General features: G+C 74.1%; 24 protein-coding genes and 1 pseudogene. 11 read left to right on the top strand and 14 right to left on the bottom strand.

Going from position 1 to position 24,205, the window contains the following annotated elements; genetic code table 11:
- Positions 1-21 precede the first annotated feature (21 nt).
- The 3 genes from ACWEJX_RS08920 to ACWEJX_RS08910 are packed head-to-tail and all read right to left on the bottom strand — an operon-like array spanning position 22 to position 2,755.
- On the bottom strand, positions 22-897 hold the full coding sequence (locus ACWEJX_RS08920) for an alpha/beta hydrolase (RefSeq protein ID WP_451606833.1): 876 nt from the start codon (positions 895-897) through the stop codon (positions 22-24).
- A complete protein-coding gene (locus ACWEJX_RS08915; RefSeq protein ID WP_451606832.1) occupies positions 894-1,631 on the bottom strand; it encodes a glucose 1-dehydrogenase in 738 nt (245 codons plus the stop codon). The genes ACWEJX_RS08920 and ACWEJX_RS08915 overlap by 4 nt, the downstream gene beginning before the upstream one ends.
- Positions 1,628-2,755, bottom strand: a complete 1,128-nt coding sequence (locus ACWEJX_RS08910) for an LLM class flavin-dependent oxidoreductase (RefSeq protein ID WP_451606831.1) — start codon at positions 2,753-2,755, stop codon at positions 1,628-1,630. Before ACWEJX_RS08910 ends, ACWEJX_RS08915 begins: the two co-directional genes overlap by 4 nt.
- A gap of 110 nt (positions 2,756-2,865) precedes the next feature.
- On the opposite strand from ACWEJX_RS08910, the gene ACWEJX_RS08905 reads away from it, so the two are divergent.
- From ACWEJX_RS08905 to ACWEJX_RS08890, 4 genes and pseudogenes are all read left to right on the top strand, one after another.
- The gene (locus tag ACWEJX_RS08905) at positions 2,866-3,489 is read left to right on the top strand and encodes a helix-turn-helix transcriptional regulator (protein WP_451606830.1); all 624 of its coding nucleotides are present in this window, start codon (positions 2,866-2,868) and stop codon (positions 3,487-3,489) included.
- Between the two features lie 89 nt (positions 3,490-3,578).
- Positions 3,579-3,991 (top strand): annotated as a pseudogene (locus ACWEJX_RS08900) (AMP-binding protein); the annotation flags it as partial.
- A 131-nt stretch (positions 3,992-4,122) separates the two neighbouring features.
- Positions 4,123-4,515 (top strand): VOC family protein, encoded by a 393-nt coding sequence (locus ACWEJX_RS08895; RefSeq protein ID WP_451606829.1) that lies wholly within the window; start codon positions 4,123-4,125, stop codon positions 4,513-4,515.
- Positions 4,516-4,566: 51 nt separating this feature from the next.
- A complete protein-coding gene (locus ACWEJX_RS08890; protein WP_451606828.1) occupies positions 4,567-5,091 on the top strand; it encodes a pyridoxamine 5'-phosphate oxidase family protein in 525 nt (174 codons plus the stop codon).
- On the opposite strand, the gene ACWEJX_RS08885 is transcribed toward ACWEJX_RS08890, so the two are convergent.
- Genes ACWEJX_RS08885 through ACWEJX_RS08875 form a run of 3 tightly spaced genes read right to left on the bottom strand, consistent with a single transcriptional unit; the run spans position 5,088 to position 8,076 of the window.
- The gene (locus tag ACWEJX_RS08885) at positions 5,088-6,071 is read right to left on the bottom strand and encodes an acyl-CoA dehydrogenase family protein (protein ID WP_451606827.1); all 984 of its coding nucleotides are present in this window, start codon (positions 6,069-6,071) and stop codon (positions 5,088-5,090) included. The two genes, ACWEJX_RS08890 and ACWEJX_RS08885, sit on opposite strands and share 4 nt — an antisense overlap.
- On the bottom strand, positions 6,071-7,225 hold the full coding sequence (locus ACWEJX_RS08880; protein ID WP_451606826.1) for an acyl-CoA dehydrogenase family protein: 1,155 nt from the start codon (positions 7,223-7,225) through the stop codon (positions 6,071-6,073). Before ACWEJX_RS08880 ends, ACWEJX_RS08885 begins: the two co-directional genes overlap by 1 nt.
- Positions 7,225-8,076: an enoyl-CoA hydratase gene (locus ACWEJX_RS08875; RefSeq protein WP_451606825.1), complete on the bottom strand. Its 852-nt coding sequence runs from the start codon at positions 8,074-8,076 to the stop codon at positions 7,225-7,227. The genes ACWEJX_RS08880 and ACWEJX_RS08875 overlap by 1 nt, the downstream gene beginning before the upstream one ends.
- A 46-nt stretch (positions 8,077-8,122) precedes the next feature.
- On the opposite strand from ACWEJX_RS08875, the gene ACWEJX_RS08870 reads away from it, so the two are divergent.
- From ACWEJX_RS08870 to ACWEJX_RS08855, 4 genes are all read left to right on the top strand, one after another.
- Entirely contained in the window at positions 8,123-9,328 is a 1,206-nt protein-coding gene (locus ACWEJX_RS08870) for an acyl-CoA dehydrogenase family protein (protein WP_451606824.1), read from the top strand.
- Complete coding sequence (locus ACWEJX_RS08865) at positions 9,325-10,119, top strand: SDR family oxidoreductase (RefSeq protein ID WP_451606823.1); 795 nt, start codon at positions 9,325-9,327, stop codon at positions 10,117-10,119. Before ACWEJX_RS08870 ends, ACWEJX_RS08865 begins: the two co-directional genes overlap by 4 nt.
- Before the next feature lie 117 nt (positions 10,120-10,236).
- A complete protein-coding gene (locus ACWEJX_RS08860; protein WP_451606880.1) occupies positions 10,237-10,827 on the top strand; it encodes a TetR/AcrR family transcriptional regulator in 591 nt (196 codons plus the stop codon).
- A gap of 22 nt (positions 10,828-10,849) precedes the next feature.
- The gene (locus ACWEJX_RS08855; protein WP_451606822.1) at positions 10,850-12,007 is read left to right on the top strand and encodes an acetyl-CoA C-acetyltransferase; all 1,158 of its coding nucleotides are present in this window, start codon (positions 10,850-10,852) and stop codon (positions 12,005-12,007) included.
- A gap of 60 nt (positions 12,008-12,067) precedes the next feature.
- Here ACWEJX_RS08855 and ACWEJX_RS08850 read toward each other — a convergent pair whose 3' ends face one another.
- The 5 genes from ACWEJX_RS08850 to ACWEJX_RS08830 form a co-directional block, all read right to left on the bottom strand.
- Positions 12,068-13,012, bottom strand: a complete 945-nt coding sequence (locus ACWEJX_RS08850; RefSeq protein ID WP_451606821.1) for a tyrosine-protein phosphatase — start codon at positions 13,010-13,012, stop codon at positions 12,068-12,070.
- Positions 13,013-13,023: 11 nt separating this feature from the next.
- Positions 13,024-14,070 carry an NAD(P)H-dependent flavin oxidoreductase gene (locus ACWEJX_RS08845; RefSeq protein ID WP_451606879.1) on the bottom strand — a complete coding sequence of 349 codons (1,047 nt, stop codon included), beginning with the start codon at positions 14,068-14,070 and terminating at the stop codon, positions 13,024-13,026.
- A gap of 119 nt (positions 14,071-14,189) precedes the next feature.
- A complete protein-coding gene (locus ACWEJX_RS08840) occupies positions 14,190-14,906 on the bottom strand; it encodes a CoA-transferase subunit beta (protein ID WP_451606820.1) in 717 nt (238 codons plus the stop codon).
- Complete coding sequence (locus ACWEJX_RS08835; protein WP_451606819.1) at positions 14,903-15,769, bottom strand: CoA transferase subunit A; 867 nt, start codon at positions 15,767-15,769, stop codon at positions 14,903-14,905. The genes ACWEJX_RS08840 and ACWEJX_RS08835 overlap by 4 nt, the downstream gene beginning before the upstream one ends.
- Positions 15,766-16,518, bottom strand: coding sequence for an enoyl-CoA hydratase family protein (locus ACWEJX_RS08830; protein WP_451606818.1), 753 nt, complete (start codon positions 16,516-16,518; stop codon positions 15,766-15,768). Before ACWEJX_RS08830 ends, ACWEJX_RS08835 begins: the two co-directional genes overlap by 4 nt.
- A 63-nt stretch (positions 16,519-16,581) precedes the next feature.
- Between ACWEJX_RS08830 and ACWEJX_RS08825 the strand changes: the two genes are divergently transcribed.
- On the top strand, positions 16,582-17,361 hold the full coding sequence (locus tag ACWEJX_RS08825) for an SDR family oxidoreductase (RefSeq protein WP_451606817.1): 780 nt from the start codon (positions 16,582-16,584) through the stop codon (positions 17,359-17,361).
- A 1-nt stretch (position 17,362) separates the two neighbouring features.
- The gene (locus ACWEJX_RS08820) at positions 17,363-18,256 is read left to right on the top strand and encodes an SDR family oxidoreductase (RefSeq protein WP_451606816.1); all 894 of its coding nucleotides are present in this window, start codon (positions 17,363-17,365) and stop codon (positions 18,254-18,256) included.
- Positions 18,257-18,284: 28 nt separating this feature from the next.
- Here the strand turns inward: ACWEJX_RS08820 and ACWEJX_RS08815 are convergent, their stop codons facing one another.
- Both ACWEJX_RS08815 and ACWEJX_RS08810 read right to left on the bottom strand, forming a co-directional pair.
- On the bottom strand, positions 18,285-21,320 hold the full coding sequence (locus ACWEJX_RS08815; RefSeq protein ID WP_451606815.1) for a trypsin-like peptidase domain-containing protein: 3,036 nt from the start codon (positions 21,318-21,320) through the stop codon (positions 18,285-18,287).
- 357 nt (positions 21,321-21,677) lie between these two features.
- Positions 21,678-22,160 carry a hypothetical protein gene (locus ACWEJX_RS08810; RefSeq protein WP_451606814.1) on the bottom strand — a complete coding sequence of 161 codons (483 nt, stop codon included), beginning with the start codon at positions 22,158-22,160 and terminating at the stop codon, positions 21,678-21,680.
- Positions 22,161-22,249: 89 nt separating this feature from the next.
- Here ACWEJX_RS08810 and ACWEJX_RS08805 point away from each other — a divergent pair, with 89 nt between their 5' ends.
- Positions 22,250-22,723 (top strand): FAD-binding protein, encoded by a 474-nt coding sequence (locus tag ACWEJX_RS08805; RefSeq protein WP_451606813.1) that lies wholly within the window; start codon positions 22,250-22,252, stop codon positions 22,721-22,723.
- Here ACWEJX_RS08805 and ACWEJX_RS08800 read toward each other — a convergent pair.
- A complete protein-coding gene (locus ACWEJX_RS08800; RefSeq protein WP_451606812.1) occupies positions 22,683-24,167 on the bottom strand; it encodes an ankyrin repeat domain-containing protein in 1,485 nt (494 codons plus the stop codon). The two genes, ACWEJX_RS08805 and ACWEJX_RS08800, sit on opposite strands and share 41 nt — an antisense overlap.
- Positions 24,168-24,205: the final 38 nt, after the last annotated feature.

Raw genomic sequence — 24,205 nt, 5'->3', positions numbered from 1 at the left:
CGACGATTCTCGGTGGTTCGGCTACTCGGCTACGTCCCTCAGCCAGGCGGCCGCCGCGGCCAGGGCCCCGTCCGCCTCCGGAAGCAGGCCGAGGCCGCCCAGGAAGCCGTGGAACACGCCCGTGTGGAGCTGGACGTGGACCGGGACGCCGGACGCCGAGAGGCGGCGGGCGTAGGCGAGGCCCTCGTCGCGCAGGGGGTCGCAGTCGGCGAGGACGATCAGCGTCGGCGGCAGGTCGGAGACGTCGTCCGCCAGGCCGGGGGAGGCCGCGACCGGGTCGGTGTCCGGGTCCAGGTACTGCTGCCAGTACCAGCGCATGTGGGCCGTGGTGTGGAAGAAGCCCTCCGCGTACGTGTCGGCCGACTCGCCGGCCAGGCGGTGGTCCAGGACCGGGTAGATCAGGAGCTGGCCCGCGAGCGCCGGGCCGCGGTGGTCGCGGGCGCGCAGGGCGCAGGCCGCGGCGAGGTTGCCGCCGCTGGAGTCGCCGGCCAGGACGAGCGGCCGGCCGGGGTGGCGGGCCGCCGCCCACTCCAGGGCCGCGTACACGTCGTCCTCGGCGGCCGGGAAGCGGTGCTCGGGGGCCCGGCGGTAGTCGACCGAGACGACCGTCGCGCCGGTACGGGCGGCCAGCGCCCGGCACAGCCGGTCGTGGGTGTCGAGGTCGCACAGGACCCAGCCGCCGCCGTGCGCGAAGACGACGACCGGGCCGGCCCCGCCCTCGTACACCCGGACGGGCACATCCCTCGCGTACGTGTCGGTGGCGCCCGGCGGGATCTCCGCCAGGTGCGCCCGCGCCGCCGCCCGCAGCGCCGCCGCGCCCGCCCCGGGGCGCGGGAAGCCCGCCGACATCGCGTCGCACAGGGCACGGGCCGCGGGAGTGAGCGGATCCGTGGTCATGCGGTGAGCCCTCCGTCCACCGTGAACTCCGCGCCCGTCACGTACGAGGCCGCGTCCGACAGCAGGAAGGCGACGAGCTCGCCGACCTCCCGCGGCCGGCCCATCCGGCCCAGCGGCACGTGCGACCAGTCCTTCTCCGCGACCGCCGCCGTCATGGGCGTGTCGACGGCGCCCGGATGGACCGTGTTGACGCGGATGCCGTACGGCGCGAGGTCGCGGGCCGCCGAGCGGCTCAGCCCGCGCAGCCCGAACTTGCCCGCCCCGTACGCCGCGTGGCCCGGCACGCCGACCAGGCCGGCCGTCGACGAGACGTTCACGACCGAGCCCCCGCCCGCCTCGCGCAGCGCCGGCAGCACCGCCTGCATGCCGAGGAACGGCCCCAACAGGTTGACTCGCAAGAGGAGTTCGAAGTTCTCGTAGGTCTCCGACTCCACGGGCGCGGTCCGCCACAGAGCCGCGTTGTTGACCAGGCCGTCGAGGCGTCCGTACGAGGCGATGGCCGTGTCCACGACCGTCGCCCAGCCGTCCGGCGACGTCACGTCGTGCCGTACGAACACGGCCTGGTCCGCGCCGAGTTCGGCCGCGACCGCCCGGCCCTCCTCCTCCCGTACGTCGGTGAGGACGACCCGCGCCCCGGCCGCCGCCAGGAGCCGCGCCTCCGCGGCACCCTGCCCCCGGGCCGCGCCGGTGACGGCGACGACCCTGCCGTCGAGCGCACGCAGCCCGGCGCTCACGCGGCGGCCTCAAGGGCGCGGAAGTGCGGGATGACCTTCTCGCCCCACTGCCGGACGGTCTCCAGGCACACCTCCTGCGGCACCGTGCCCATCTGGATCAGGCACATCACCTCGTCGACGCCGATCTGCCGCAGCCGCTCCACGTACGCGACGGCCGTGTCGGCGTCCCCGTAGGCGTGGTCGGCGTTGTACGTGCCGGTGTCGACCGGGCGGGCCGGGATGTTCGCCTCGTGCAGCCGGGCCACCAGCTCCTCCCGCTCCCGGGCGAGCGCGGCGACGTGGTCCTCGTCCTCGGCGTAGCCGGTGGGCGCGGGCGCGTTGCCGTACCAGTGGGCGATGGACTCGGCGAAGAAGCGCTGGCCGCGGGTGCCGAGCCGGAGCGCGCGGGCCGCGTCGTCCAGGACGATCGTCGGGCAGAGCGCCGAGAAGTGGTCGTTGACCTCGGTGGAGACGAGCCGGGAGCCGTCGCGTACGGCGATGGCCTCGTCGTACACCTTGCGCATCGCGCGCACGTCGTCGGCGCCGGCGAAGCCCATCACGAGCGCGCCGATGCCGAGTTCGGCGGCCAGCTTGAGCGTGTCGTGCTTGGAGCAGGCCATGAAGAGCGGCGGGTGCGGGTCCTGCACGGGCCGGGGCAGGATCGCGCCGGGGCCGATGTCGAGCGAGCCGTGCCACTCGAACTCCTCCTCGCGCCAGGCCGAGGCGAAGATCCGCAGTGCCTCCTCCATCTGTGGATACGTGTCGTCGGGGCGCACCCCGAACATGCGCATCTCCTGCTTGGTCGCCCCGCGTCCGGCGCCGATGTCGACGCGGCCGCCGGAGAGCACGTCGAGCATGGCGGCCCGCTCGGCGACCCGGACCGGGTGCTGGTAGCCGAAGGGCATGGTGACCACGCCGTGGCCGATGCGGATGTTCTTCGTGCGGGCGGCGACCCAGGTCAGGAAGATCTCGGACGCGCTCATGTGGGCGTACTGGGTGAGGGAGTGGTGCTCGACCGCCCAGATCCGGTCGAAGCCCATCTCCTCGGCGAGGACGGCCTGTTCGACGCAGTCGTGGAGGACCTGGCGTTCGCGGGCGGGGGTGGGGTCGACGAGTTGGGCCTCGAAGATCATCGAGAACTTCACGCTGAGCTCTCCTTCGCTCCGGGTTCCTCGAACCACGGGAAGCTATTTCGAATAGGAATACTTCTAGCAGGCATACGTGGACCCCGGAAGGTGGTCGTAGACTTCGGTCCGTGGCGGACGACAAGGACGACAAGGCGCAGGAACCGGCGGAGCTGCCCGGGCTGCCCGCGACCAGCTGGGCGGTGCTCGGGCTGCTCTCCTTCGGGCGGGAGCTGTCCGGCTACGACCTGAAGAAGTGGTCGGACTGGTCGCTGCGCTTCTTCTACTGGAGCCCGTCGTTCAGCCAGATCTACAGCGAGCTCAAGCGGCTGGAGAAGGCCGGCTTCGCCACCTCACGGCTCGTCGCCCCCGAGGTCGGCACGCGGGACAAGCGGGTCTACCGCATCACCGACGAGGGCCTGGCCGCCGTGCGCACCTGGGCCCGCACCGCGCCGTTCGACCCGCCGGTGCTCAAGCACGGGCCGATGCTGCGGCTCTGGCTCGGCCACCTCCTCGAACCCGAGCAGATGCGCGAGATCCTGGCCGGGCACCGGGAGTTCGCCGAGACGATGCGGCAGCGCGCCGAGGCGGACGTCGAGGGTGCCAAGGCGGACGAGGCGTGGGCGTACCCGACGCTGACCCTGAAGTGGGCCGAGCGGTACTACGCCTCCGAGCGCGACCTCGCCGACGCCATGCTCGCCGACATCGAGGAGCTGGAGTCGGAGCGGGAGCGGCGGCGCGGCAAGCGCCCGTAACCGCGCCGGAAGCAGAGCAGGGGGCCGGCGCCGGAGCGGTGCGCGGTCAGGGCCGTGACCCGGCCGAGGGCGATGGCGTGGTCGCCGCCGTCCAGGACGCTCTCGGCGCCGTCACCGCGGGCGCCGTCCTCGTCCCCGTCAACACCCGCAAGAAGCCCGCCGAGGCCGCCGACATCCTGCGCCGCAGCGGCGCCACGGTCCTCTTCACCAACACGACTTCCTCGGCACCGATTACGCCGCCCGCCTGCACGCCTCCGGCGAGGACCTCGGCGACCTGCGCCCCCGCGACCGCTACCTCCTCGTCAACCCCTTCTTCCACACCTTCGGCTACAAGGCCGGTGTCCTCGCCTGCCTCCTGAACGGCGTGACGATGCTCCCCGAGGCCGTCTACGACGCCGACCGCGTCCTCGCCCGCATGGCGGCCGAGCGCGTCAGCTGCCTCATGGGCCCGCCCACCGTCTTCCACGGCCTGCTCCACCACCCGGGCCGCGCCGCCCACGACCACCTCAAACGCGCCCACGCCGCCGCCCGTCTGCTCGGCGCCCCCGCCGTACACCGCGGCCGGATCGCCGCCGGAATCGGCCTCGCCCAAACGGTTGGTCAGGGGCGCCGGAGGTGAGCGAACATGACCGCATGACCTCTCTCGTGCGACACGTCACCATCGACTGCTCCGACGCCTACGCCCTGGCCTCCTTCTGGGCCCAGGTGCTCGACGGCCGCCTCGCCGACGACGACAACCCCGGCGACCCCGAGGCGACCGTCGAGTCGGCCGGCGCGAGCCTGCTCTTCGTCCGGGTCCCGGAGAAGAAGTCGGTCAAGAACCGCGTCCATCTCGACCTCCAGCCGCAGGACCGCACGCGCGACGAGGAGGTCGAGCGCGTGATCGGGCTCGGCGCGACCCTCGTCGACGACCGGCGCAGGCCGGACGGCACCGGGTGGGCCACCATGGCCGACCCCGAGGGGAACGAGTTCTGCGTCGAGCGCAGCAAGGCCGAGCGCGCGGCGACCGAGCGCGCCCAGGCGTAGTCCGGAGCAATCCAGACAGAAGGTGTCGGGTTTCCGGTGTTCCCTGGAGACATGGGAGACAACGGAAACACCCCGACCGCCACGTGGGCGGCCTTCGAGGCCGCCGAACCCGGCCTCGCGGCCACCGTCCGCGAGCGCTTCGGCCAGTACACCCACCACGCCCTCGCCACCCTCCGCAGGGACGGCTCGCCGCGGCTGAGCGGGATCGAGGCGGAGTTCCGGGAGGGCGAGCTGTGGCTCGGGATGATGCCGAACTCGCTCAAGGCCCGGGACGTCCGCCGCGACCCGCGCTTCTCGCTGCTCGCCAACCCGGGCGAGGGCACGGGCATGGGCGGCGGCGACGTCCGGGTCTCCGGGCGCGCGGTCGAGGTCACGGACCCGGCGACCCTGGACTGGTACGCGAAGGTGGCGGGCGCGCCGCAGCCCTTCCACCTCTTCCGGGTCGAGCTGACGGAGGTCGTGCGGACCGCGGTCGAGGGCGAGGAGCTCGTCTTCCGGACGTGGGCGCCGGGGCGGGCGGTGCGCACGATCCGGCGTGGGAACGACGACTCCCCGCCCCGCGAGGACACCCCCTAGCGCTCCGCGAGCACCCGGGCCCGGCACCAGGACGGGCCGCCCCAGGCGTCCCGCAGCGGCCGGGCCCTGCGCAGCCACAGGGAGAGGTCGAGCTCCTCGGTGTAGCCGATGGCGCCGTGGACCTGGAGAGCGGTGGCGGCGGCCGCGTGGGCGGCCTCACCGGCCGTCACCTTCGCCGCCGCGAGATCACCGCGCTCGAAGGTGAGCGCCGCTCCGAAGAGCAGCGGCCGGGCGAACTCCAGGCCGATCAGGGTGTCCGCGAGCCGGTGCTTGACCGCCTGGAACGAGCCGATCGGCACCCCGAACTGGGTGCGCTGCCTCGCGTACGCCACCGTCCGGTCGAGCAGCGCGAGCCCGAGCCCGAGCGCCTGCGCCGCCGTCGCGAGCAGCGCCCAGTCCCGGGCCCGCCCGGCCGCCGCCACGACCTCCGGCCCGACCGCGAGCAGCTCCCCGCCGGGCGCGGGCCGGGCGAGCCGCCGTACCGGATCGGCCGAGACCCGGACCTCCTCGTGCCCGGGCGCGATCCGCAGTTCCTCGCCCCGGACGACGAGGACGAGATCCGCGGCGTCCGCGTCCAGGGCGTACGGCGACACGTCGTCCAGGGCCAGCGTCGCCACCGTCCCGCCCGTCACGAGCCCCGGCAGCAGCCGCTTCGCCGGTCCCGGCTCGCCTCGCTCGGCGAGCTCCGCGAGCAGCGCCGTCGCCGCGACCGTCTCCACGGCCGGCCCCGGGACGGCATGGCGGCCCAACTCGACGAACGCGTGGGCGAGTTCGACGGGCAGCGGTCCCATCCCCTCGTACGCCTCGGGCGCGGCGAGCGCGAACACGCCCGCCGCGCAGAGCCGGGCCCACAGCGCTCGCCCGGGCCCGGGATCGCCCGCGGCCCAGGCGCGTATCGCCGTCGGGGTGTCGGCGGCGGTCAGCATCGCGTCGAGCGAGCGCGCGAAGTCGCGCTGTTCGTCGGTCGGCAGGAAACGCATCAGCGGCGGCCCTTCGGGAGGCCGAGCAGGCGCTCGGCGATGATGTCGCGCTGGATCTCGTTGGTGCCCGCGTAGATCGGTCCCGCGAGCGAGAAGACATGGCCCTCGGCCCATTCGGTGTCCGACAGCTCGCCCTCCGCGCCCAGGAGATCGAGCGCCGTCTCGTGCAGGGCGATGTCGTACGTCGACCAGAAGACCTTGTTGAGGCTCGACTCGGCGCCGACGGTCGCCCCCGCCGTGAAGCGCGAGGCGCCGGCCGCGGTGAACAGCTGATAGGCCCGCGCGCCGATCACCGCGTCCGCGACCCGGTCGCGCAGCGCGGTGTCGCCGGGGTCCGCCCGGTCCTGCCAGAGCCGTACGAGACGGTCGGCGGCGGCCAGGAAGCGGCCGGGGGAGCGGAGGGTGAGGCCGCGCTCGTTGCCGGTGGTGGACATGGCGATCCGCCAGCCCTGGCCGGGCTCGCCGATGACGTCCTCGTCCGGCACGAACACCTCGTCCAGGAACAGCTCGGCGAAGGCCGGCTTGCCGTCGAGTCGCCCGATCGGCCGCACGGTCACGCCCGGGGCCCGCAGGTCGAACATCAGATACGTCAGGCCCCGGTGCGGCCGGCCCTCCGCCGCCGGGCCCGGGTCGGTGCGGAAGATCCCGAACGCCCGGTCCGCGAACGCCGCCCGCGACGACCAGGTCTTCTGCCCGGACAGCAGCCAGCCGCCCGCCGTCCGCACCGCCCGCGAGGTGAGCGAGGCCAGGTCGGACCCGGCCTCCGGCTCCGACCACGCCTGCGCCCAGATCGTCTCGCCGGTCGCCATGGACGGCAGGATCCGGGCCCGCTGCTCCTCGGTGGCGTGGTCGAAGAGGGTGGGGGCGAGGAGGCTGATGCCGTTCTGCGAGACCCGGCCGGGCGCCCCGGCCGCGTAGTACTCCTCCTCGAAGGCCAGCCAGCGGAAGATGTCGGCGCCCCGGCCGCCGTACCGCTCGGGCCAGGAGACCACCGACCAGCGGCCGGCGGCGAGTTCGGCCTCCCAGGCGCGGTGGGCGGCGAAGCCCTCCGCCGTCTCCAGGGACGGCAGCGGCTCGGCGGGCACATGCGCGCGCAGCCAGGCCCGGGCCTCGGCCCGGAACTCCTCTTCCTCGGCGGTGTACGAGAGGTCCATCAGCGCGCCGCCTCCTTCGCCGCTTCCTTCATCCCCGCGACGTCCATCCCGCCGAGCGGGTCCGCCGCCGTCTCCGCGTTGTGCGCGTGGGCCAGGTGGTGCAGGCCGAAGACCGAGTCGAGGCCGGAGTGCAGGCCCTGGAGGTCCTCGGCCTGGTTCACCGCGCGCTTGGTCAGCGCGAGCCCGAACTGCGGCATCTCCGCGACGCGCAGTGCCAGCCGTTCGGTGGTGGCGTCCAGTTCGTGGCGCGGCACGACCCGGTTGACCATGCCGAGCTCGTACGCCCGCCCGGCCGGCATCCGGTCGCCCGTGTAGAGGAACTCCTTGGCGATCCGCGGCGGCATCACCCACGGGTGCGCGAAGTACTCGACGCCCGGGATCCCCATCCGCACCACCGGGTCCGCGAAGAAGGCGTCCTCGCTCGCCACGATCAGGTCGCAGACCCAGGCGAGCATCAGGCCGCCCGCCACACAGGCCCCCTGGACCGAGGCGATCACCGGCTTCGGCAGCTCGCGCCAGCGCCGGCACATGCCCAGGTACACCTCCGACTCGCGGGCGAAGCGCGACTCGCCGCCCCGCCGCTCCGAGTGGTCCCACCACAGCCCGGCGCGCCGCTCGAAGGGCAGGTGCGCGTCGCGCTCGGGGGTGCCGATGTCATGCCCGGCGGAGAAGTGGTCGCCCGCCCCGGCGAGCACGACGACCTTCACCTCGGGGTCCTCGGCGGCCCGGTAGAAGGCGGCGTCGAGGGCGTAGGTCATGGCCGAGTTCTGGGCGTTGCGGTAGCGGGGGCGGTTCATCGTCACGTACGCGACCGGGCCGCGCCGCTCGTACAGGACAGGGGTGCCAGACAATGTCTCATCCTTCCCTAACAAGTGTTTGGTAGGTTACCGTGCAGCCATGAGTAGCGCCACGAGTAGCGCCACGAGTAGCGCCGTGAACAGCGCCGGGAGCAGCGCCGCGAGCGGCGTCGAGGAGTTTCGCACCGAGATCCGCGACTGGCTCAGCGACCGGCTGGGCGGAGAGTTCGCCGCGCTGAAGGGCCTCGGCGGCCCTGGCCGGGAGCACGAGGCCTTCGCCGAACGGCTCGCCTGGGAACGGCACATGGCCGCCCACGGCTGGACCTGCGTCGGCTGGCCGAAGGAGTACGGCGGGCGCGGCGCGAGCATCGAGGAGCAGATCGCCTTCCACGAGGAGTACGCCCTCGCCGACGCCCCCGCCCGCGTCAACCACATCGGCGAACAGCTCCTCGGCCCCACCCTCATCGACCACGGCACCGAGGAGCAGAAAGCCCGCTTCCTGCCCGCCATCCGGTCCGTCGAGGAGCTGTGGTGCCAGGGCTACAGCGAACCCGACGCCGGCTCCGACCTCGCCGCCGTCCGCACCCGGGCCGTCCGCGAGGGCGACGAGTGGGTCGTGCACGGCCAGAAGACCTGGACCTCGCTCGCCCACGAGTCCCAGTGGTGCTTCGTCCTCGCCCGGACCGAGCCGCGCGCCCCCGGCGCACGACCGCACGCCGGCCTCTCCTACCTCCTCGTCCCGCTCGACCAGCCCGGAGTCGAGATCCGGCCCATCGTGCAGCTCACCGGCACCAGCGAGTTCAACGAGGTCTTCTTCGACGGCGCCCGCACCCCCGCCGGGCACGTGGTCGGCGCCCCCGGCGACGGCTGGCGGATCGCCATGGCCACCCTCGGCTACGAGCGCGGCGTCTCCACCCTCGGCCAGCAGGTCGGCTTCCGCCGCGAGTTCGAGGCGCTCGTCGACCTCGCCCGCACCAACGGCGCCGCCACCGACCCGCTCATCCGCGACCGGCTCGTCCGCGCTTGGATCGGCCTGCGCACCATGCGCGCCAACGCCCTGTACGGCGCCGACCCCTCCATGGCCAAGCTCTACTGGTCCCACTGGCACCGCGACCTCGGCGAACTCGCCATGGACGTCCGCGGCGCCGCCGGCACCCTCGCCGCCGGAGCACCGTACGAACTCGACGACTGGCAGCGCCTGTTCCTCTTCTCCCGCGCCGACACCATCTACGCCGGGTCGAGCGAGATCCAGCGGAACATCATCGCCGAGCGGGTGCTCGGCCTCCCGAAGGAGCCCCGCGCATGAGCCCCCGTACCCCGCCGCCGCCCTACGTCGCGGGCCACGGTCTGCTCGCCGGGCGCACCGCCCTCGTCACCGCCGCCGCCGGCGCCGGCATCGGCGGGGCCACCGCCCGCCGCCTCCTGGAGGAGGGCGCCCGCGTGCTGATCAGCGACGCCCACGCCCGCCGCCTCAAGGAGACCGAGACCGCGCTCGCCGCCGAGTTCGGCGCCGACCAGGTCGCCGCCCTGCCGTGCGACGTCACCGACGAGAGCCAGGTCCAGGCCCTGTACGACACGGCCGTACGGCTCCACGGCGGCCTCGACGTCCTCGTCCACAACGCCGGCCTCGGCGGCACCGCCGAGCTCGCCGACATGACCGACGACCAGTGGCACCGGGTCGTCGACGTCACCCTGAACGGCACCTTCCGCTGCACCCGGGCCGCCCTGCGCCACTTCCGCGACACCGGGCGCCAGGGCGTCATCGTCAACAACGCGTCCGTCATCGGCTGGCGCGCCCAGGCCGGCCAGGCCCACTACGCCGCCGCCAAGGCCGGCGTCATGGCCCTCACCCGCTGCGCCGCTGTCGAGGCCGCCGCCCTCGGCGTCCGCGTCAACGCCGTCGCGCCCTCCCTCGCCATGCACCCGCACCTGGTCAAGGTCACCTCCGCCGAGCTGCTCGACGAGCTGACCGCGCGCGAGGCGTTCGGGCGGTACGCCGAGCCGTGGGAGGTCGCCAACGTCATCGTCTTCCTGGCCAGCGACTACTCCTCCTACATGACCGGCGAGACGGTCTCCGTCAGCAGCCGGCACCCGTAGGACAACAATGGACGCGTGCCAACGACCAAGCCTCCCGCCAAGAACCCGACGAACCCAACGAACCCGAAGAGCCCGAAGCGCCCCAAGAACCCGTCGGGCCAGAAGAAGAAGCCCCAGGTGACCGCCTCGCCCGAGCGCCGCCGCGAGCTGCTCGACATCGCCGCCGAGGTGTTCGCCGCCCAGGGGTACAACGCCACCACCGTCCGCAAGATCGCCGACGAGGCGGGCATGCTCGCCGGCAGCCTCTACTACCACTTCGATTCCAAGGAATCGATGCTCGACGAGATCCTCTCCACCTTCCTGAACGAGCTCTGGGACGGGTACGACACCGTGCTCGCCGCCGGACTCGGCCCCCGGGAGACCATCGAGGCCCTCGTCACCGAGTCCTTCCGGGAGATCGACCGGCACCGCGCCGCCGTCGCCATCTACCAGAAGGAGTCCCGCCACCTCGCCGACCAGCCGCGCTTCCACTACCTCGCCGACTCGCAGGTGAAGTTCGAGAAGGCGTGGCTCGGCACCCTGGAGCGCGGGGTCGGGACCGGCGCCTTCCGCGCCGACCTCGACATCCGCCTCACCTACCGCTTCGTGCGCGACACCGTCTGGGTCGCCGCGAGCTGGTACCGGCCGGGCGGCCGGCACAGCCCGGAGGAGATCGCCCGCCAGTACCTCTCGATGGTGCTCGACGGGATCGCCGTACGAACAGACTGACCACCACCCAGGAGGAAACGTCATGGCCGAGGCATACATCGTCGACGCGGTCCGCACCCCGGTGGGCCGCCGCAAGGGCGGGCTCGGCGCCGTCCATCCGGCGGACCTCGGCGCCCACGTCCTGAAGGCCCTCGTCGCGCGCACCGGCATCGACCCCGCGGCCGTCGAGGACGTGGTCTTCGGCTGCCTCGACACCGTCGGGCCGCAGGCCGGCGACATCGCCCGCACCTGCTGGCTCGCCGCCGGGCTGCCCGAGGAGGTCCCCGGCGTCACCGTCGACCGCCAGTGCGGCTCCTCCCAGCAGGCCGTCCACTTCGCCGCCCAGGGCGTCCTCTCCGGCACCCAGGACCTGGTGGTCGCGGGCGGCACCCAGAACATGACGATGATCCCGATCGCCTTCGCCTCCCGGCAGGCCGCCGAGCCGCTCGGCCTCACCCAGGGCCCGTACGCCGGTTCCGAGGGCTGGCGCGCCCGCTATGGCGACGCGCCGGTCAACCAGTTCCACGGCGCCGAGCTGATCGCCGCCAAGTGGGGCATCACCCGGCGCGACCAGGAGGAGTTCGCCCTGCGCTCGCACCAGCGGGCGCTGCGCGCCATCGACGAGGGCCGCTTCGCCCGCGAGACCGTGGCCTACGGGGACGTGACGGTCGACGAGGGCCCGCGCCGCGACACCAGCCTGGAGAAGATGGCCGGCCTCCGGCCGGTCGTCGAGGGCGGCACCATCACCGCCGCCTGCTCCTCCCAGGTCTCGGACGGCGCGGCCGCGATGCTGATCGCGAGCGAGCGCGCGGTGCGCGAGCACGGGCTCACGCCCCGGGCGCGTGTCCACCACCTGTCGGTACGCGGCGAGGACCCGATCCGGATGCTGTCCGCGCCGATACCGGCGACCGCGCACGCCCTGAAGAAGACCGGCCTGACCATCGACGACATCGACCTCGTCGAGATCAACGAGGCCTTCGCCCCGGTCGTCCTCGCCTGGCTCAAGGAGACCGGCGCCGACCCGGAACGCGTCAACGTCAACGGCGGGGCCATCGCCCTCGGCCACCCGCTGGGCGCGACCGGCGTGAAGCTGATGACGACGCTGCTGCACGAACTGGAGCGCACGGGCGGCCGGTACGGGCTGCAGACGATGTGCGAGGGCGGGGGCCAGGCGAACGTGACGATCATCGAGCGGCTCTGACCGAAGGCGGTGGCCCGCACCCCGGGTGGGGGTGCGGGCCATTCGCGTGCACGAGCACCGTCAGGCCACCAGCCGGTCCCGCAGCCCCGCCAGCGTCCGCAGGTCCAGGCCGAGGCCCTCCGTCACGTACCGGAACAGGCCGCCGTAGCCGGCGCGGACCTCGTCGAGGGCCGCGTCCAGGTACTCCTGGCGGACCTCCTGGAGCGGGACGATCAGGTCCGGGTTCTGCATCATGCCGCTCTGCCTGAGGCCCTCGCGCACCCGGGCGTCGTAGGCGGCGCGGAAGGTGTTGGAGGCCAGGTAGTCGTCCGTGGCGGCGCTCTCGGGCACGCCGAGCAGCTGGAGCAGCAGCCAGCTCTCCCAGCCGGTGCGGTCCTTGCCCGAGGTGCAGTGGTAGAGGACCGGGGCGGCGCCGGGCGCGGCCAGTTCGCGCAGGGTCGTGCCGAGGCGCTCGCGGTTGGCGGCGCTGGTGACGAACGTGCGGTAGACCTCGGTCATGAAGGCCGCGGCCCGGCCGCCGCCGAGCATCTCCTCCTGCCGCACCGGGTCGCGCGAACCGATGGCGGCGAGCAGCTGCCCGTACAGACCGTTGTCCGTGACGGACCGGGAGACCCCGCTGACCCCGGCCGGCAGCCGGTCGGCCCCGTCGTACTGCACTTCCAGCGGGATCCGGAAGTCGATCACCCGGCCGAGACCGAGGCCGGCGACGGTGCTCACGTCGGCGTCGGTCAGCTTGCCGAGGTGGTCGCCGCGGTAGACGAGCCCGTACCGGACCCGCTTGCCGTCGTACGTGCCGTATCCGCCCAGGTCACGGACGTTGACCGCGCCCTGGAGCGGGACCTGGCGGACCCCGGTCGTGGTCACGCGGACCCGTGGCCGGGCCAGGACGGGCGGGGCGGCGACCGCGAGGAGTGCGGTGGCGCCGGCGGTGCTCAGCAGTGCGCGTCTCGACAGTGCATGGCTCGACGGTGCGCGTCTCGCTCGTGCGTGTCTGGCCAGGGGCATGGCTGACTCCCTTACGAGGATGGAAGGGTACGGAGCACGTGCGTGGCCTCGGACATGACGCGGCTGACGAGTTCCGCGCAGCTGGGCAGGTCCTCGATCACCCCCGCGACCTGTCCGGAGGCCATCACGCCGAGGTCGGTGCGGCCCTCGACCATGGAGGCCTTCAGGAGCATGGGCGTGTTCGCGGCGAGCAGGACCTGGCTCCAGGACAGGTCCTTGCCGTGGCGCATCGCGAGGCCGTCGCGGACCATCGCCGTCCAGGACATCCCGCTGAGCTTGCGGAAGCCCGCCGCCCGGCGCACGGCCTGCGCCAGGGCCCTGACCCGGCCCGCCCGCTCCAGTGCGGCGACCATCTCGGTGCGCAGCATCCGGTGCGGCAGGCCGTCGACGGCGGTGGTGACGGTGATGTCCTTGACGCTCGCCGCCAGGTACTTCGCCTTGACCGCGTCGGGCACGGTCGAGTCGGAGGTGAGGAGGAAGCGGGTGCCCATCGCGACGCCGGCCGCGCCGTAGGCGAGCGCGGCGACCAGGCCGCGCCCGTCGTGGAAGCCGCCGGCCGCGATCACCGGGATGTCGACGGCGTCCACGACCTGCGGCAGGAGCACGGTCGTCGCCACCTCGCCGGTGTGCCCGCCGCCCTCGCCGCCCTGCACGACCACCGCGTCCGCGCCCCACCCGGCGACCTTCTCGGCGTGCCGGCGCGCCCCGATGGACGGGATGACGACGACACCGGCGTCCTTGAGCTCGGCGATCAGCTCGCGGGAGGGCGCGAGGGCGAAGGAGGCGACCCGGACGCCCTCGTCGACGATGATCCGGACCCGTTCGCGCGCGTCGCCCGCGTCGGCGCGCAGATTGACGCCGAAGGGCCGGTCGGTGCGGGACTTCACCTCCCGTACCGCCGACCGCAGTTCGTCCACGGTCATGGTCGCGGAGGCGAGGATGCCGAGCGCGCCGGCGTTCGCGGTGGCGGAGACGAGCCGCGGCCCGGCGACCCAGCCCATGCCGGTCTGGACGAGGGGGTGGCGGACGCCGACGAGCTTGGTGAGCGCGGTCTCCATGACGGGGGTCTCCATGAGGGGGGTCTCCGCGCCGCCTGTGTCCGTGCCGCCTGCGTCTGCGCCGCCTGTGTCCGCGCCGCGGATTTCCGTGCCGGGGGCGTCCGTGCCGGGGGTTTCCATCAGGGCCTGACCTCGCGGTTCCGGAGCCCGGCCGGGTCGATGACCTCGCGGACGAGCCGGAGCTCCTCGGCGCTCGGCTCGCGCGTGGTCGGCACATCGGTACCGATGACGAGCTCGAAGCCGGTGGCCGCCCTTACGTCGGCCACGCTCACGCCCGGGTGCACGGACGCGAGCCGCATCCGGTGGTCGGGCGTCGCGAAGTCGAGCACGGCGAGGTCGGTGACGACGCGGGGGAGGCGGTGGTACGGGCCGGTGGCGTGGTCGTAGCCGACGCCGCTGATCATGTCGACGCGTTCGACGAAGACCCGGGGCGAGTGCCTCGGGATCCAGTAACTCACCGGATTGTTGAGGGTGTTGACGGGCGCGCCGCGCACGCCGAGGAGCTGGCGGGTGGGCCGCTCCCAGTCGCCGATGCAGGAGATGTTCTGGTTGCCGTAGCGGTCGATCTGGCTGGCGCCCATCATCACGTGGCGCTTTCCGCCGGTGACCATGGTCAGGTGCCGGCGGTACGGCAGCCAGCCCTCGGGCCGCCCGTCGAGGCCGACCAGCATCGCCTCGCCGTCGGTGAGGAGCAGGTCGGGGGAGAAGGTCCGCTTGGCGAGGCGGGCGCCGAGGGCGGGGATCAGGCCCATGGGGCTGGCGAGGACCTCGCCGTTGTCGCGCCAGGCCTCGGCGCAGGCGATCACGCAGTACTCGGCGCGGGTGACGGCCGTCATCGTGAGTCGTCCTTTCGCTCGTCGTGCCAGGCGCGCACGGCGGCCTGGTAGTCGTCCTCGCTCTTGCCGGACAGGAAGCGCGCGGCGAACTCGGGCCAGGGGGTGGTCGCGTAGAGCTTCTGGAAGGGCTCGTCGCGGTCGTGGTCGGGGACGCAGGAGGTGAAGTGGGCGCCGTTCGGGGTCTCGACGACGCCGGTGACGCTGTGCCGGGAGACGAGCAGGCTCTGCGGCACGGTGTCCGGGCCGAAGCCGGTCTCGTCGTCGACGAGGCGTTCGCAGGAGACGTACGCGGTGTCGGCGGCCTCGCAGAAGAGGTCGTCGAAGTACGGGTCCGGGCCGAGGTACTGGGCGTTGCCGAGGCGGTCGGCGCGGTTGAGGTGGACGAGGGCGGCGTCCATGCGGAGCGCGGGCACGGCGACGAACTCCTCGCCGTCCTCGTACGGGGAGGTGACCGTCCGCAGGCCCGGGTTGACCCGCATGACGTCGGAGCCGAGGCCGGCCCGTACGGGCAGGAAGGGCAGCCGGTTGGCGGCCGCGTGCAGGCCCCACATGAACATGGCCTCGTCGAGTTCGGTGAGCTCGAACGCGGCGCGTTCGCGGGCGGCCCGGAAGTGCGGTTCGAGGGGGATGGAGTCGAGGGTCGCGAAGGGCGCGACGAGGTGGCGGACGCGGCCGGCGGCGGCGAGCAGGCCCACGTCGGGGCCGCCGTACGAGATCACGGTGAGATCGGTGATCTCGGACCGGAGCACCGCTCTGACCAGGGCCATCGGCTTGCGCCGGGAGCCCCAGCCGCCGATGCCGATCGTCATCCCGGAGCGCAGCCGCGCCACCACGTGCTCGGGCGTCATGGTCTTGTCGGTCACCGGTCCTGGCCGTCCTTTCCGAAGGAGTCGCGGACCCGGTCGGCGATGCCGCTGAGGCTGGCCTCGAAGGTGAAGCCCTGCTCGTAGCGGTAGCTGCGGCGCACGTCGACGGGGTCGATGCCGTTGATGGCCGCCTTGGCGAGCCGGATGAGGGTGCCGTCCTTCGCCGCGATCTCGGCCGCCAGCTCCAGGGCGGCGGCGCGGAGTTCCTCGCGCGGGACCACCTGCCACACCGAGCCGTGGGCGTGCAGCTCCCGCGCGGTGGCGGTGCGCGAGGTGTAGTACAGGGCGCGCATCAGATGCTGCGGCACGAGCCGGGCGAGATGGGTGGCGGCGCCGAGCGCGCCCCGGTCGAGCTCGGGCAGGCCGAAGACGGCGTCGTCGGAAGCGACGATCGCGTCCGCGTTGCCGACGAGCCCGATGCCCCCGCCCAGGCAGAAGCCGCCGACCTCGGCGACGACCGGCACCGCGCAGTCGTAGACCGCCGCGAACGCCTCCGCGCAGCCGTGGTTGACGGCGACGAGCGAGCCGTGGCCGGGGTCGCGCTGGAGCTCCTTGATGTCGACGCCCGCGTTGAAGCCGCGCCCCTCGGCGGCGAGCACGACGCAGCGGGTCTCCGGATCGCGCCCGGCGGCGCGGACGGCGTCGGCGAGCTCGTACCAGCCGCGCACGGGCAGGGCGTTGACGGGCGGGAAGTCGACGGTGACGAGTGCGATGCCCTTGTCCGGGCGTGAGGTGGAGACACCCATGAGCGGATCAGCTACCTTTCCACCAAACGTTTGTTAGGTGCAGTGGGAGGAAGGTAGCAGCCGATGGAGCTGGACGGGAGGGTCGCCGTCGTCACCGGCGGAACCCGCGGGGTCGGCGCGGGCATCGCCCGGGCCTTTCTGCGGGCCGGGGCCGAGGTCGTCGTCTGCGCCCGCAGACCCCCTGGCGAGCCGGTCGCGGACGGCGGCCGCGAGGCCGCGTTCCACGCCCTCGACCTGCGACGACCCGAGGAGGTGGCGGCGTTCTTCGCCCGCGTCGCCGAGCGGTACGGGCGGCTCGACACCCTCGTCAACAACGCGGGCGGCACCCCCTACCGGCTCCTGGGCGAAGGCCACGGCGAACAGCACGCGCGGGTCGTCGAGCTGAACCTCACCGCCCCGCTGGCCGTCTCGCTCGCCGCCTACGAGCTGCTGCGCGCGACCCGCGGTTCGGTCGTCATGATCGGCAGCGTCAGCGGCACCCGCCCCTCGCCCGGCACCGCCGCCTACGGCGCCGCCAAGGCCGGCCTGGAGAACCTGGCCCGCTCCATGGCCGTCGAATGGGCCCCCGAGGTCCGGGTCAACACCCTGGTCCTCGGCATGGTCAGCACGGAACTGTCCCACCTGCACTACGGCGACGCGGACGGCGTCGCCGCCGTCGGCCGCACCGTGCCGCTCGGCCGGCTCGCCGAACCGTCCGACGTCGGCGAGGCCGCGGTCTTCCTCGCCTCCGACCGCGCCGCCTATGTCTCCGGCGCCTCGCTGCTCGTGCACGGCGGCGGGGAGCGCCCCGCCTTTCTGGATGCCGCAACCGTCAACAAGTCGACTGCCGAGAAGGAGAGCTGACATGGGTCTGTGCGACGAACGAGTGGTGATCGTGACCGGTGCCGGCCGGGGTCTGGGGCGCGCCCACGCCCTGGCCTTCGCCGCCGAGGGCGCGAGGGTCGTCGTCAACGACCTCGGCGTCGGACTCGACGGCAGTCCCGGGGCCGGTGCGGCGGCGGACAGCCCGGCCGCCCGGGTCGTCGAGGAGATCCGGGCGGCCGGGGGAGAGGCCGTCGCGCACGGCGGCGACATCGCCACCGCGGAGGGCGCCGCCTCCCTCGTGCGGACCGCCCTGGAGGCGTACGGGCGGCTCGACACCCTCGTCAACAACGCCGGCTTCCTGCGCGACCGGATGCTCGTCAACCTCGGCGAGGACGACTTCGACGCCGTGATGCGGGTCCATGTGAAGGGTCACTTCCTGCCCTTGAAGCACGCCGCCGCCTACTGGCGCACCGAGGCGAAGGCGGGCCACCCGGTCGCCGCCCGGGTCGTCAACACCACCTCCGGCGCCGGACTGCTCGGCAGCGTCGGGCAGGGCAACTACGCCGCCGCCAAGGCCGGGATCGTGGGGCTCACGCTGGTCGCGGCGGCCGAGATGGGACGGTACGGCGTCCAGGTCAACGCCATCGCGCCCGCCGCCCGGACCCGGATGACCGAGCAGACCTTCGCCGGGCTCGCCGCGCCGCCCGAGGACGTCTCACCGCTGGTCGTCTGGCTCGGCTCGGCCGCCTCGGCCGGGGTGACCGGCCGGGTCTTCGAGGCGGAGGGCGGCCGGCTCACCGTCATGGAGGGCTGGCGCCCCGGCCCCACCGCCGACAAGGGCGCCCGCTGGACCCCGGCGGAGGCGGGCGAGGCCGCCCTCAAGCTGCTCGCGGAGGCGGAGCCGCCGCAACCCGTCTACGGCGCCGGCGACTGAGACGGCGGCCTCCGCCCCGGGAGTCCTCCTATCGCTTGTCGCCGCCGCAGCCCCTGCCGCCGCCGCAGCCCTTCCCGCCGCCGCAACCGCAGCCCCCGCCGCCGCCCCCGCCCTCGTGCGGGCGCGGACGCGGGTGGTCCTGCTCGTCGTCCGGGCGGTGCGGGTCGTGCGGGTGGTCGTCGCAGGGGTGGTGGGGCGGGCGGGCGAGACAGCGGCACAGGGTGCGCAGCAGCCCGCGCAGACAGTCGCAGGCGTCGCCGCCTCCCGGGGCCAGCGGGGTGCCCGGGATCAGGACCGGCGGGCGGTCGGGCTGGGAGACGATGACCCCGGGCGCGCCCGGGGTGCCGGCGACCCAGGTGACGGGGACGGTGTAGCTCCCGTCGCCGTTGTCCCGCACCGGCCCGGTGATCGTGGTGCCGGGGGCGGGGCTGACTGGGAGGGCGTCGGAGCGGCCGGGGCCGAGCTGGTTGCCGTACCGGTCGCGGGGCACCAGGGTGAGCGTCCCGCCGTCGGGGCCGCCGGTGACCGTGACGCCGGTCCGGCCCGGGTCCACGGAGACGTCGACGTGGACCGTCCACTGCGCCTCGCGGCTGGAGGCGCAGCCCTCCCCGTACACCGCCCGCGCGTGGAACGTGTAGTCGCCCTCCACGGTGAGCAGTTCCGACAGCGGGTTGCCGAACAGGCCGGCCGCCTCGAAGGCGCCGTCCGTGTGCGCCGCGTCGTCGAAGAGCGGGAAGGTGTCGGTCGCGTACGAGAACAGCGGCTTCCCGGCCGCCTTCTCCAGCGCGCGCAGCGTCGCCTGGCGCGGCGGGATCGTGTCGCCGCCCACGCTCGCCGGCGCGCCGAGGCCGGCCTGGGCGAGCAGGTTGCCCGCGCCGGTCGTGGGCCGGCTGACCGTGACGTCGACGCGTCCGCCGGGCGGGCTGCCGCCCTCCCCGTAGTGCAGGAACACCTTCGGGTTGACGACGTCGCCGGTGTAGAGGCGCACCGGCCCCCGCACCGGGTCGAGCCGTGGCCCGCCCGAGGCCACCACCTGCACGAAGTACCGCAGGTCCACGCCCGGCGGCGGGATCTCGCCGCCGCCCGGCCGGTACACCTGCACCGTCCACTGGCCGTCGCGCTGCTCCCCGTACGGCAGCGGTACCCGCACGAAGCACCAGGTGAGGCCGGAGGTGGCCGAGGCGGAGACGTAGTCCCCGGCCGGGGTGCGCAGGGAGATCAGGAGGTCGCCCTCCGGGTTGTCCCAGCCGACGATCACGGTCAGCGCCTCCTCCCCGCACACATGGAACGGGATCGGGTCGCTGCGCCGGATCGCGGCCGGCATGTCGGCCTCGGGGTCCATCAGCGCGCCCGCCTCGAAGATGTTGCCGAAGGCGAGTCCGAAGAACTTCTTCAGCGCGAGCCCGTTCCCCGCCCGCGTGTAGAGCCCGTCGTGGTCCTGCGTGAGCCGGGTGAGCAGCGCGCCGTCGAGACTGGTCTCGGTGCCGAAGCCGACCGCGTTGACGTCGATGCCGGCCAGGGAGCCCTCCACGTCCGCGATCATCGGCGGGGTGTTCTGCAGGCCGTCGGTGAGCAGCAGGACCGAGCGCGGATTGGTCCCGGGCGCCGGGAACTGGCCCTGCGCGGCGCCGAGTCCGCCGCCGATCGTGGTCGCCCCGCCCGGCGTGAGCCCGCCGACCACCCCGCTCGTGAAGGGCGCCGGGCCGGTGAGCGTGTTCTTGGTGGTGTCGGTGACCGGGGCGAGGGCGAAGTCCACGGGCGAGCTCGCGGTCGTGGAGAACGACACCAGGCCGAGCCGGTTCCCGGTCCCCGCGCGCACCAGCCGCACGAAGAGCGAGGCCGCGTCCCTGGCCTCCTCGATCTTGGTGCGGTCGCGGCCGGTACCGGACTTCTCCTGCATGCTGCCGGAGCGGTCGACGACCACCATCACGTCGCGGTTCACCCGTGGCCCCGGCGGGTTGGCGAGCTGACCCAGCATGCTGGACGTCGGGTAGTAGTGCAGCAGACAGGCTCCGCCGTTGGAGAGGATGCCGACGATCCGCCCGGAGGAGTCGAAGAGCCCGGAGCCCGAACTGCCGCCCGACACGTCGAAGTCGACGTCGAGGGCACGCGTCGAACTCGCCAGGACCCCGCCGAACGAGGCGTGCGGCGGCGACAGCTTCTTCACCGCCCCGTTGGGGTGGTGCACGCCGAAGACGGCCTCGCCGACCCCCGGCCGGTCCGGGCGGATCTGGACCGGCGTGATGCCGAGGCCCGCCGCAGGCACCTTCAGCTGCAGCAGGCAGTAGTCCACCCCGGTGCCCGGGTCGAAGGTGTGGGCGAGCACCTTCACGACCTTGTGGAAGCGCGCCGCGTACCCCGGCGGGCGGTTGCCCGCGCAGTCCGTCGCGTAGTCGAAGGTGACCGACGCCGAGGCGGCCTCCGCCGCGACGTCCTCCAGGCAGTGACCGGCCGTCAGCACCACGTTCGGCTCGATCAGCGTCACCGAGCACGTCGACACCTCGGCCCCGATCATCAGGATCATCCCGACGCTCTTCGCGACCCGGGCGCGCACGTCCGCCGCGGGCGTCGCGCACGCCGCGTTCTCCCAGTTCGGCGGCGTGTGGCAGAACCAGAACGGGTCGTACTTCGGCTCCGTGTAGACCGCCTCGCCCAAGAACGGGTCGCTGTTGGAGAACGCCGTCGGGTCCTGCTTGCCCGCGTGCCGCTCCCCGCGGGCGTACCTGTCGATCGTCGCGCCGCCCGTGGTCGCGCCGTCCGTCACGTAACGGATCGGCACCCGGCCCGCCGGGAACGCGTACACGTTCACCGGGCGGCTCCAGAACTCCGGCCCGTCGGCGGAGGTGAACACGTCCTTCCCGTAACCGAGATCGACCTCCAGGCGGTTGTTCGCCGGCAGGCTCACCCCGCTGAAATGCAGCACGACCAGCTTGGTGCCGGAGGGCGCGGGCACCCACGGGAAGTCGTACGCCCAGGTGCCCGGGGTGGTCGGCGGGGCTCCCGACGCGGGCCCCACGGTGACCGGGGGCGACAGCGTCTGCACCGTACCGGTGATGTGCGACATGGCCTCTCCTGAGGTGGTGGCGGCTGCCCGCCGGTTGCCGAGAGCGGACACAACGAAACGTACCCCTGTCACTACTCTCTGTAATCACCCCTGGTGGGGGCGTGAAGGCGCACGGGAAGCACCCGCGGAGCACACCGCGCCGCTTTCCCGGCCAGTGGGAACACGCGCTCCCCCCGCACCACACGCCCGGCCTACCGTCGGCGCTCACCCGGCACCGCCCCGAAACCTCCCGTCGCGCGCCTCACCGAGACCTTCCCGGAGCTCGGCGCCGCCGACGCCTACCGCGTCCAGCTCCTCAACATCCACGACCGCCTCGCCGCGGGCGCGCGGATCGTCGGCCACAAGGTCGGCCTCTCCTCACCCGTGATGCAGCGGATGATGGGCGTCGACGAGCCCGACTACGGCCATCTCCTCGACGACATGCGCCTCGACCCCGCCACGCCCGTCGACACCGCCGCCTACTGCGCGCCCCGCGTCGAGGTCGAGGTCGGCTTCGTCCTCGGCGCCGACCTCCCGGGCGCCGGCTGCACCACCGCCGACGTGCTGCACGCCACCGAACAGGTCGTCCCCGCCCTGGAGCTGATCGACAGCCGCATCGCCGACTGGCGCATCGGCATCGCCGACACGATCGCCGACAACGCCTCCTCCGCCGGTTTCGTCACCGGCCCCGGCCCCGGCACCGACCCCCGCACCCTCGACCTCGCCGCGGTCGACGCCCGGCTCCACGAGGACGGAGAGCTCGTCACGGAGGGCCGCAGCGACGCCGTGCTCGGCGACCCGGCCGCCGCCGTCGCCTGGCTGGCAGCCCTTCCCGAGGAGCTGGGACGGCTTCGTGCGCACGGCTCCGACCGGCAGCGAGCCGTCCCCCGCGATCGGCGCGCCCCGGCTCCCGGAAACCGTCGCCCGCTTCAACGGCTTCGCCGAGCGCGGTGTCGACGAGGACTTCCACCGCGGCGACTCCGTCTACGACCGCTACTACGGCGACCCCACCCTCCCCCCACCCCAACCTGGCCCCGCTCGACAAGGGCCCCTTCCACGCGATCCCCGTCCACCCCGGCGACATCGGCACCAAGGGCGGCCTCGTCACCGACGCCGACGCCCGCGTCCTGCGCGAGGACGGCAGCCCGGTCCCCGGCCTGTACGCGGCGGGCAACTGCTCCGCCGCCGTGATGGGCGAGACCTATCCGGGCCCGGGTGCCACCATCGGCCCCGCGATGGCCTTCGCCTGGGCGGCCGTCAACGACATGGCAGCGGCCGGCGGCATCACGGGCGCCGGCACCACCAGCAGCTGCTCCCCAGGCGCCGGCCCCACCGGCAGCGGCCCCACCGCCACCGGCCCTACCGGCCCCACCGTCACCGGCCCTACCGGCACCGGGGCGCGGTCCACTCCAGCCGGGTCCTGATCCGCGGATCCGATACGTGCTCCAGGGCGGCCAGCGCCGTCTCGCGCGCCGCGCCCTCCGGGTCGCCGTCGGCGAGGATTCCCGCCAGCGCCTCGACGGCCCGCGGGTCCTGACGGATCGCCAGACCACGGGCGGCCTCGGCGGCGGTCTCCGGGTCCGGGTCGGCGAGCCGCGCCGCCAGCGCCTCCCGTACCGCCGGCGTGTCGTCGGGCAGCTCGCCGAGCGCGAGCGTCGCCCAGTCCCGCACCCGCGGCTCGGGGTCCCGGCTCAGGCCCACGAGGACCCCGACGGCCTCCGCGTGTCCGGCGGGCACGAGGCCGGCGAGCGCCGCGGCCACCTGCCGCCGCACCTCCGGGTCCGGGTGCCCGGCGAGGGCGAGCAGCTCCGGTACGGCGCTGCCGTCCCCGCACGCCCCGAGCGCGGCCACGACGGACCGCGCGGGCTCCCGCTCCGTGGAGGTCTCCTCCGCTGCCAGCCGGCGCAGCACCGGCACCGCGCTCGCCGCGTAGCCGGGCAGCGCGGCGAGGACCTGCGCGCCCAGGGCGCGGCGCAGCGGGTCCGGGCCCGTGCACCAGGCGGCGGCGGTGACGAAGGCGGTCTCGCCGGGGCGGGCCGCGAGGGCGGTGACAGCCGTGGTCCAGTCGTCGCGGTCGGGGGCGCCGCAGCGCAGGGCGCGTTCGGCCAGTTCCTCTGCCCGGGCGGGCGCGCCGAGGGCGCCCTCCAGGAGGGTGGCGATCGCGGCGTGGGAGGTCTGGCGTTCGTCGCCGTGGCTCGGCGCGCCGTCCTCCCGCAGCAGCTCGACGACCACGGTGATCCCGCCGTCCTCGGGCACCCGCCGCACCACCGCCTCGTACGTGTCCGCCGTGCCCCGGCTCTCCACGAGCCCGCGCCGCAGCACCGCCGCCATGTCGGCGCCGATCCACCGCCGGGCCTCGGCCAGGGCCCTTTCCACGGACGCCCGGTCGCGGCCCGCGCCGTGTTCGAGCAGGGCCCGGACCAGGGACGCCGAGCCGCGCCGGGCGGCGGCGGTCAGCGGGTCGAGCCCGTCCGGACCCGGCCGCGCCGGGTCGGCGCCGGCGTCGAGCAGGGCCCGCGCGGCCCCGGTGTGCCCGAGGCGTACGGCCCAGGCGAGCGCGGTGTACGCGTACGCCTCCTCCTGGTCCGGGTCCGCGCCGGCCGCGAGCAGCGCCCGTACGACCTCGGTGTGGCCGCCGCACGCGGCCCCGCACAGCGGCAGGTCCGCGCCGTCCGCGCCGCTCGGCCGGCCCGGATCGGCCCCGGCGGCGAGCAGCACACGGACGGCGACCGGCTGGTTTCCGACGGCCGCGCGGTACAGCGGGGTCTCGCCGTCGGCGTCCCGCTCCTCCGGGTCGGCGCCCTCCCGCAGGGCCCGCACCACCCCGTCGTCGTCCCCGTTCCACAGCGCGTCGAACAACTTGCTCATGCGCCGACCCTCACCCGAACCCCCCGAACGGCGCAAAT

The organism is Streptomyces sp. NPDC004788 (assembly GCF_053601115.1).
Note: the sequence above shows the minus strand (reverse complement) of the source record. Positions and strands in the feature narration are given on the sequence as shown.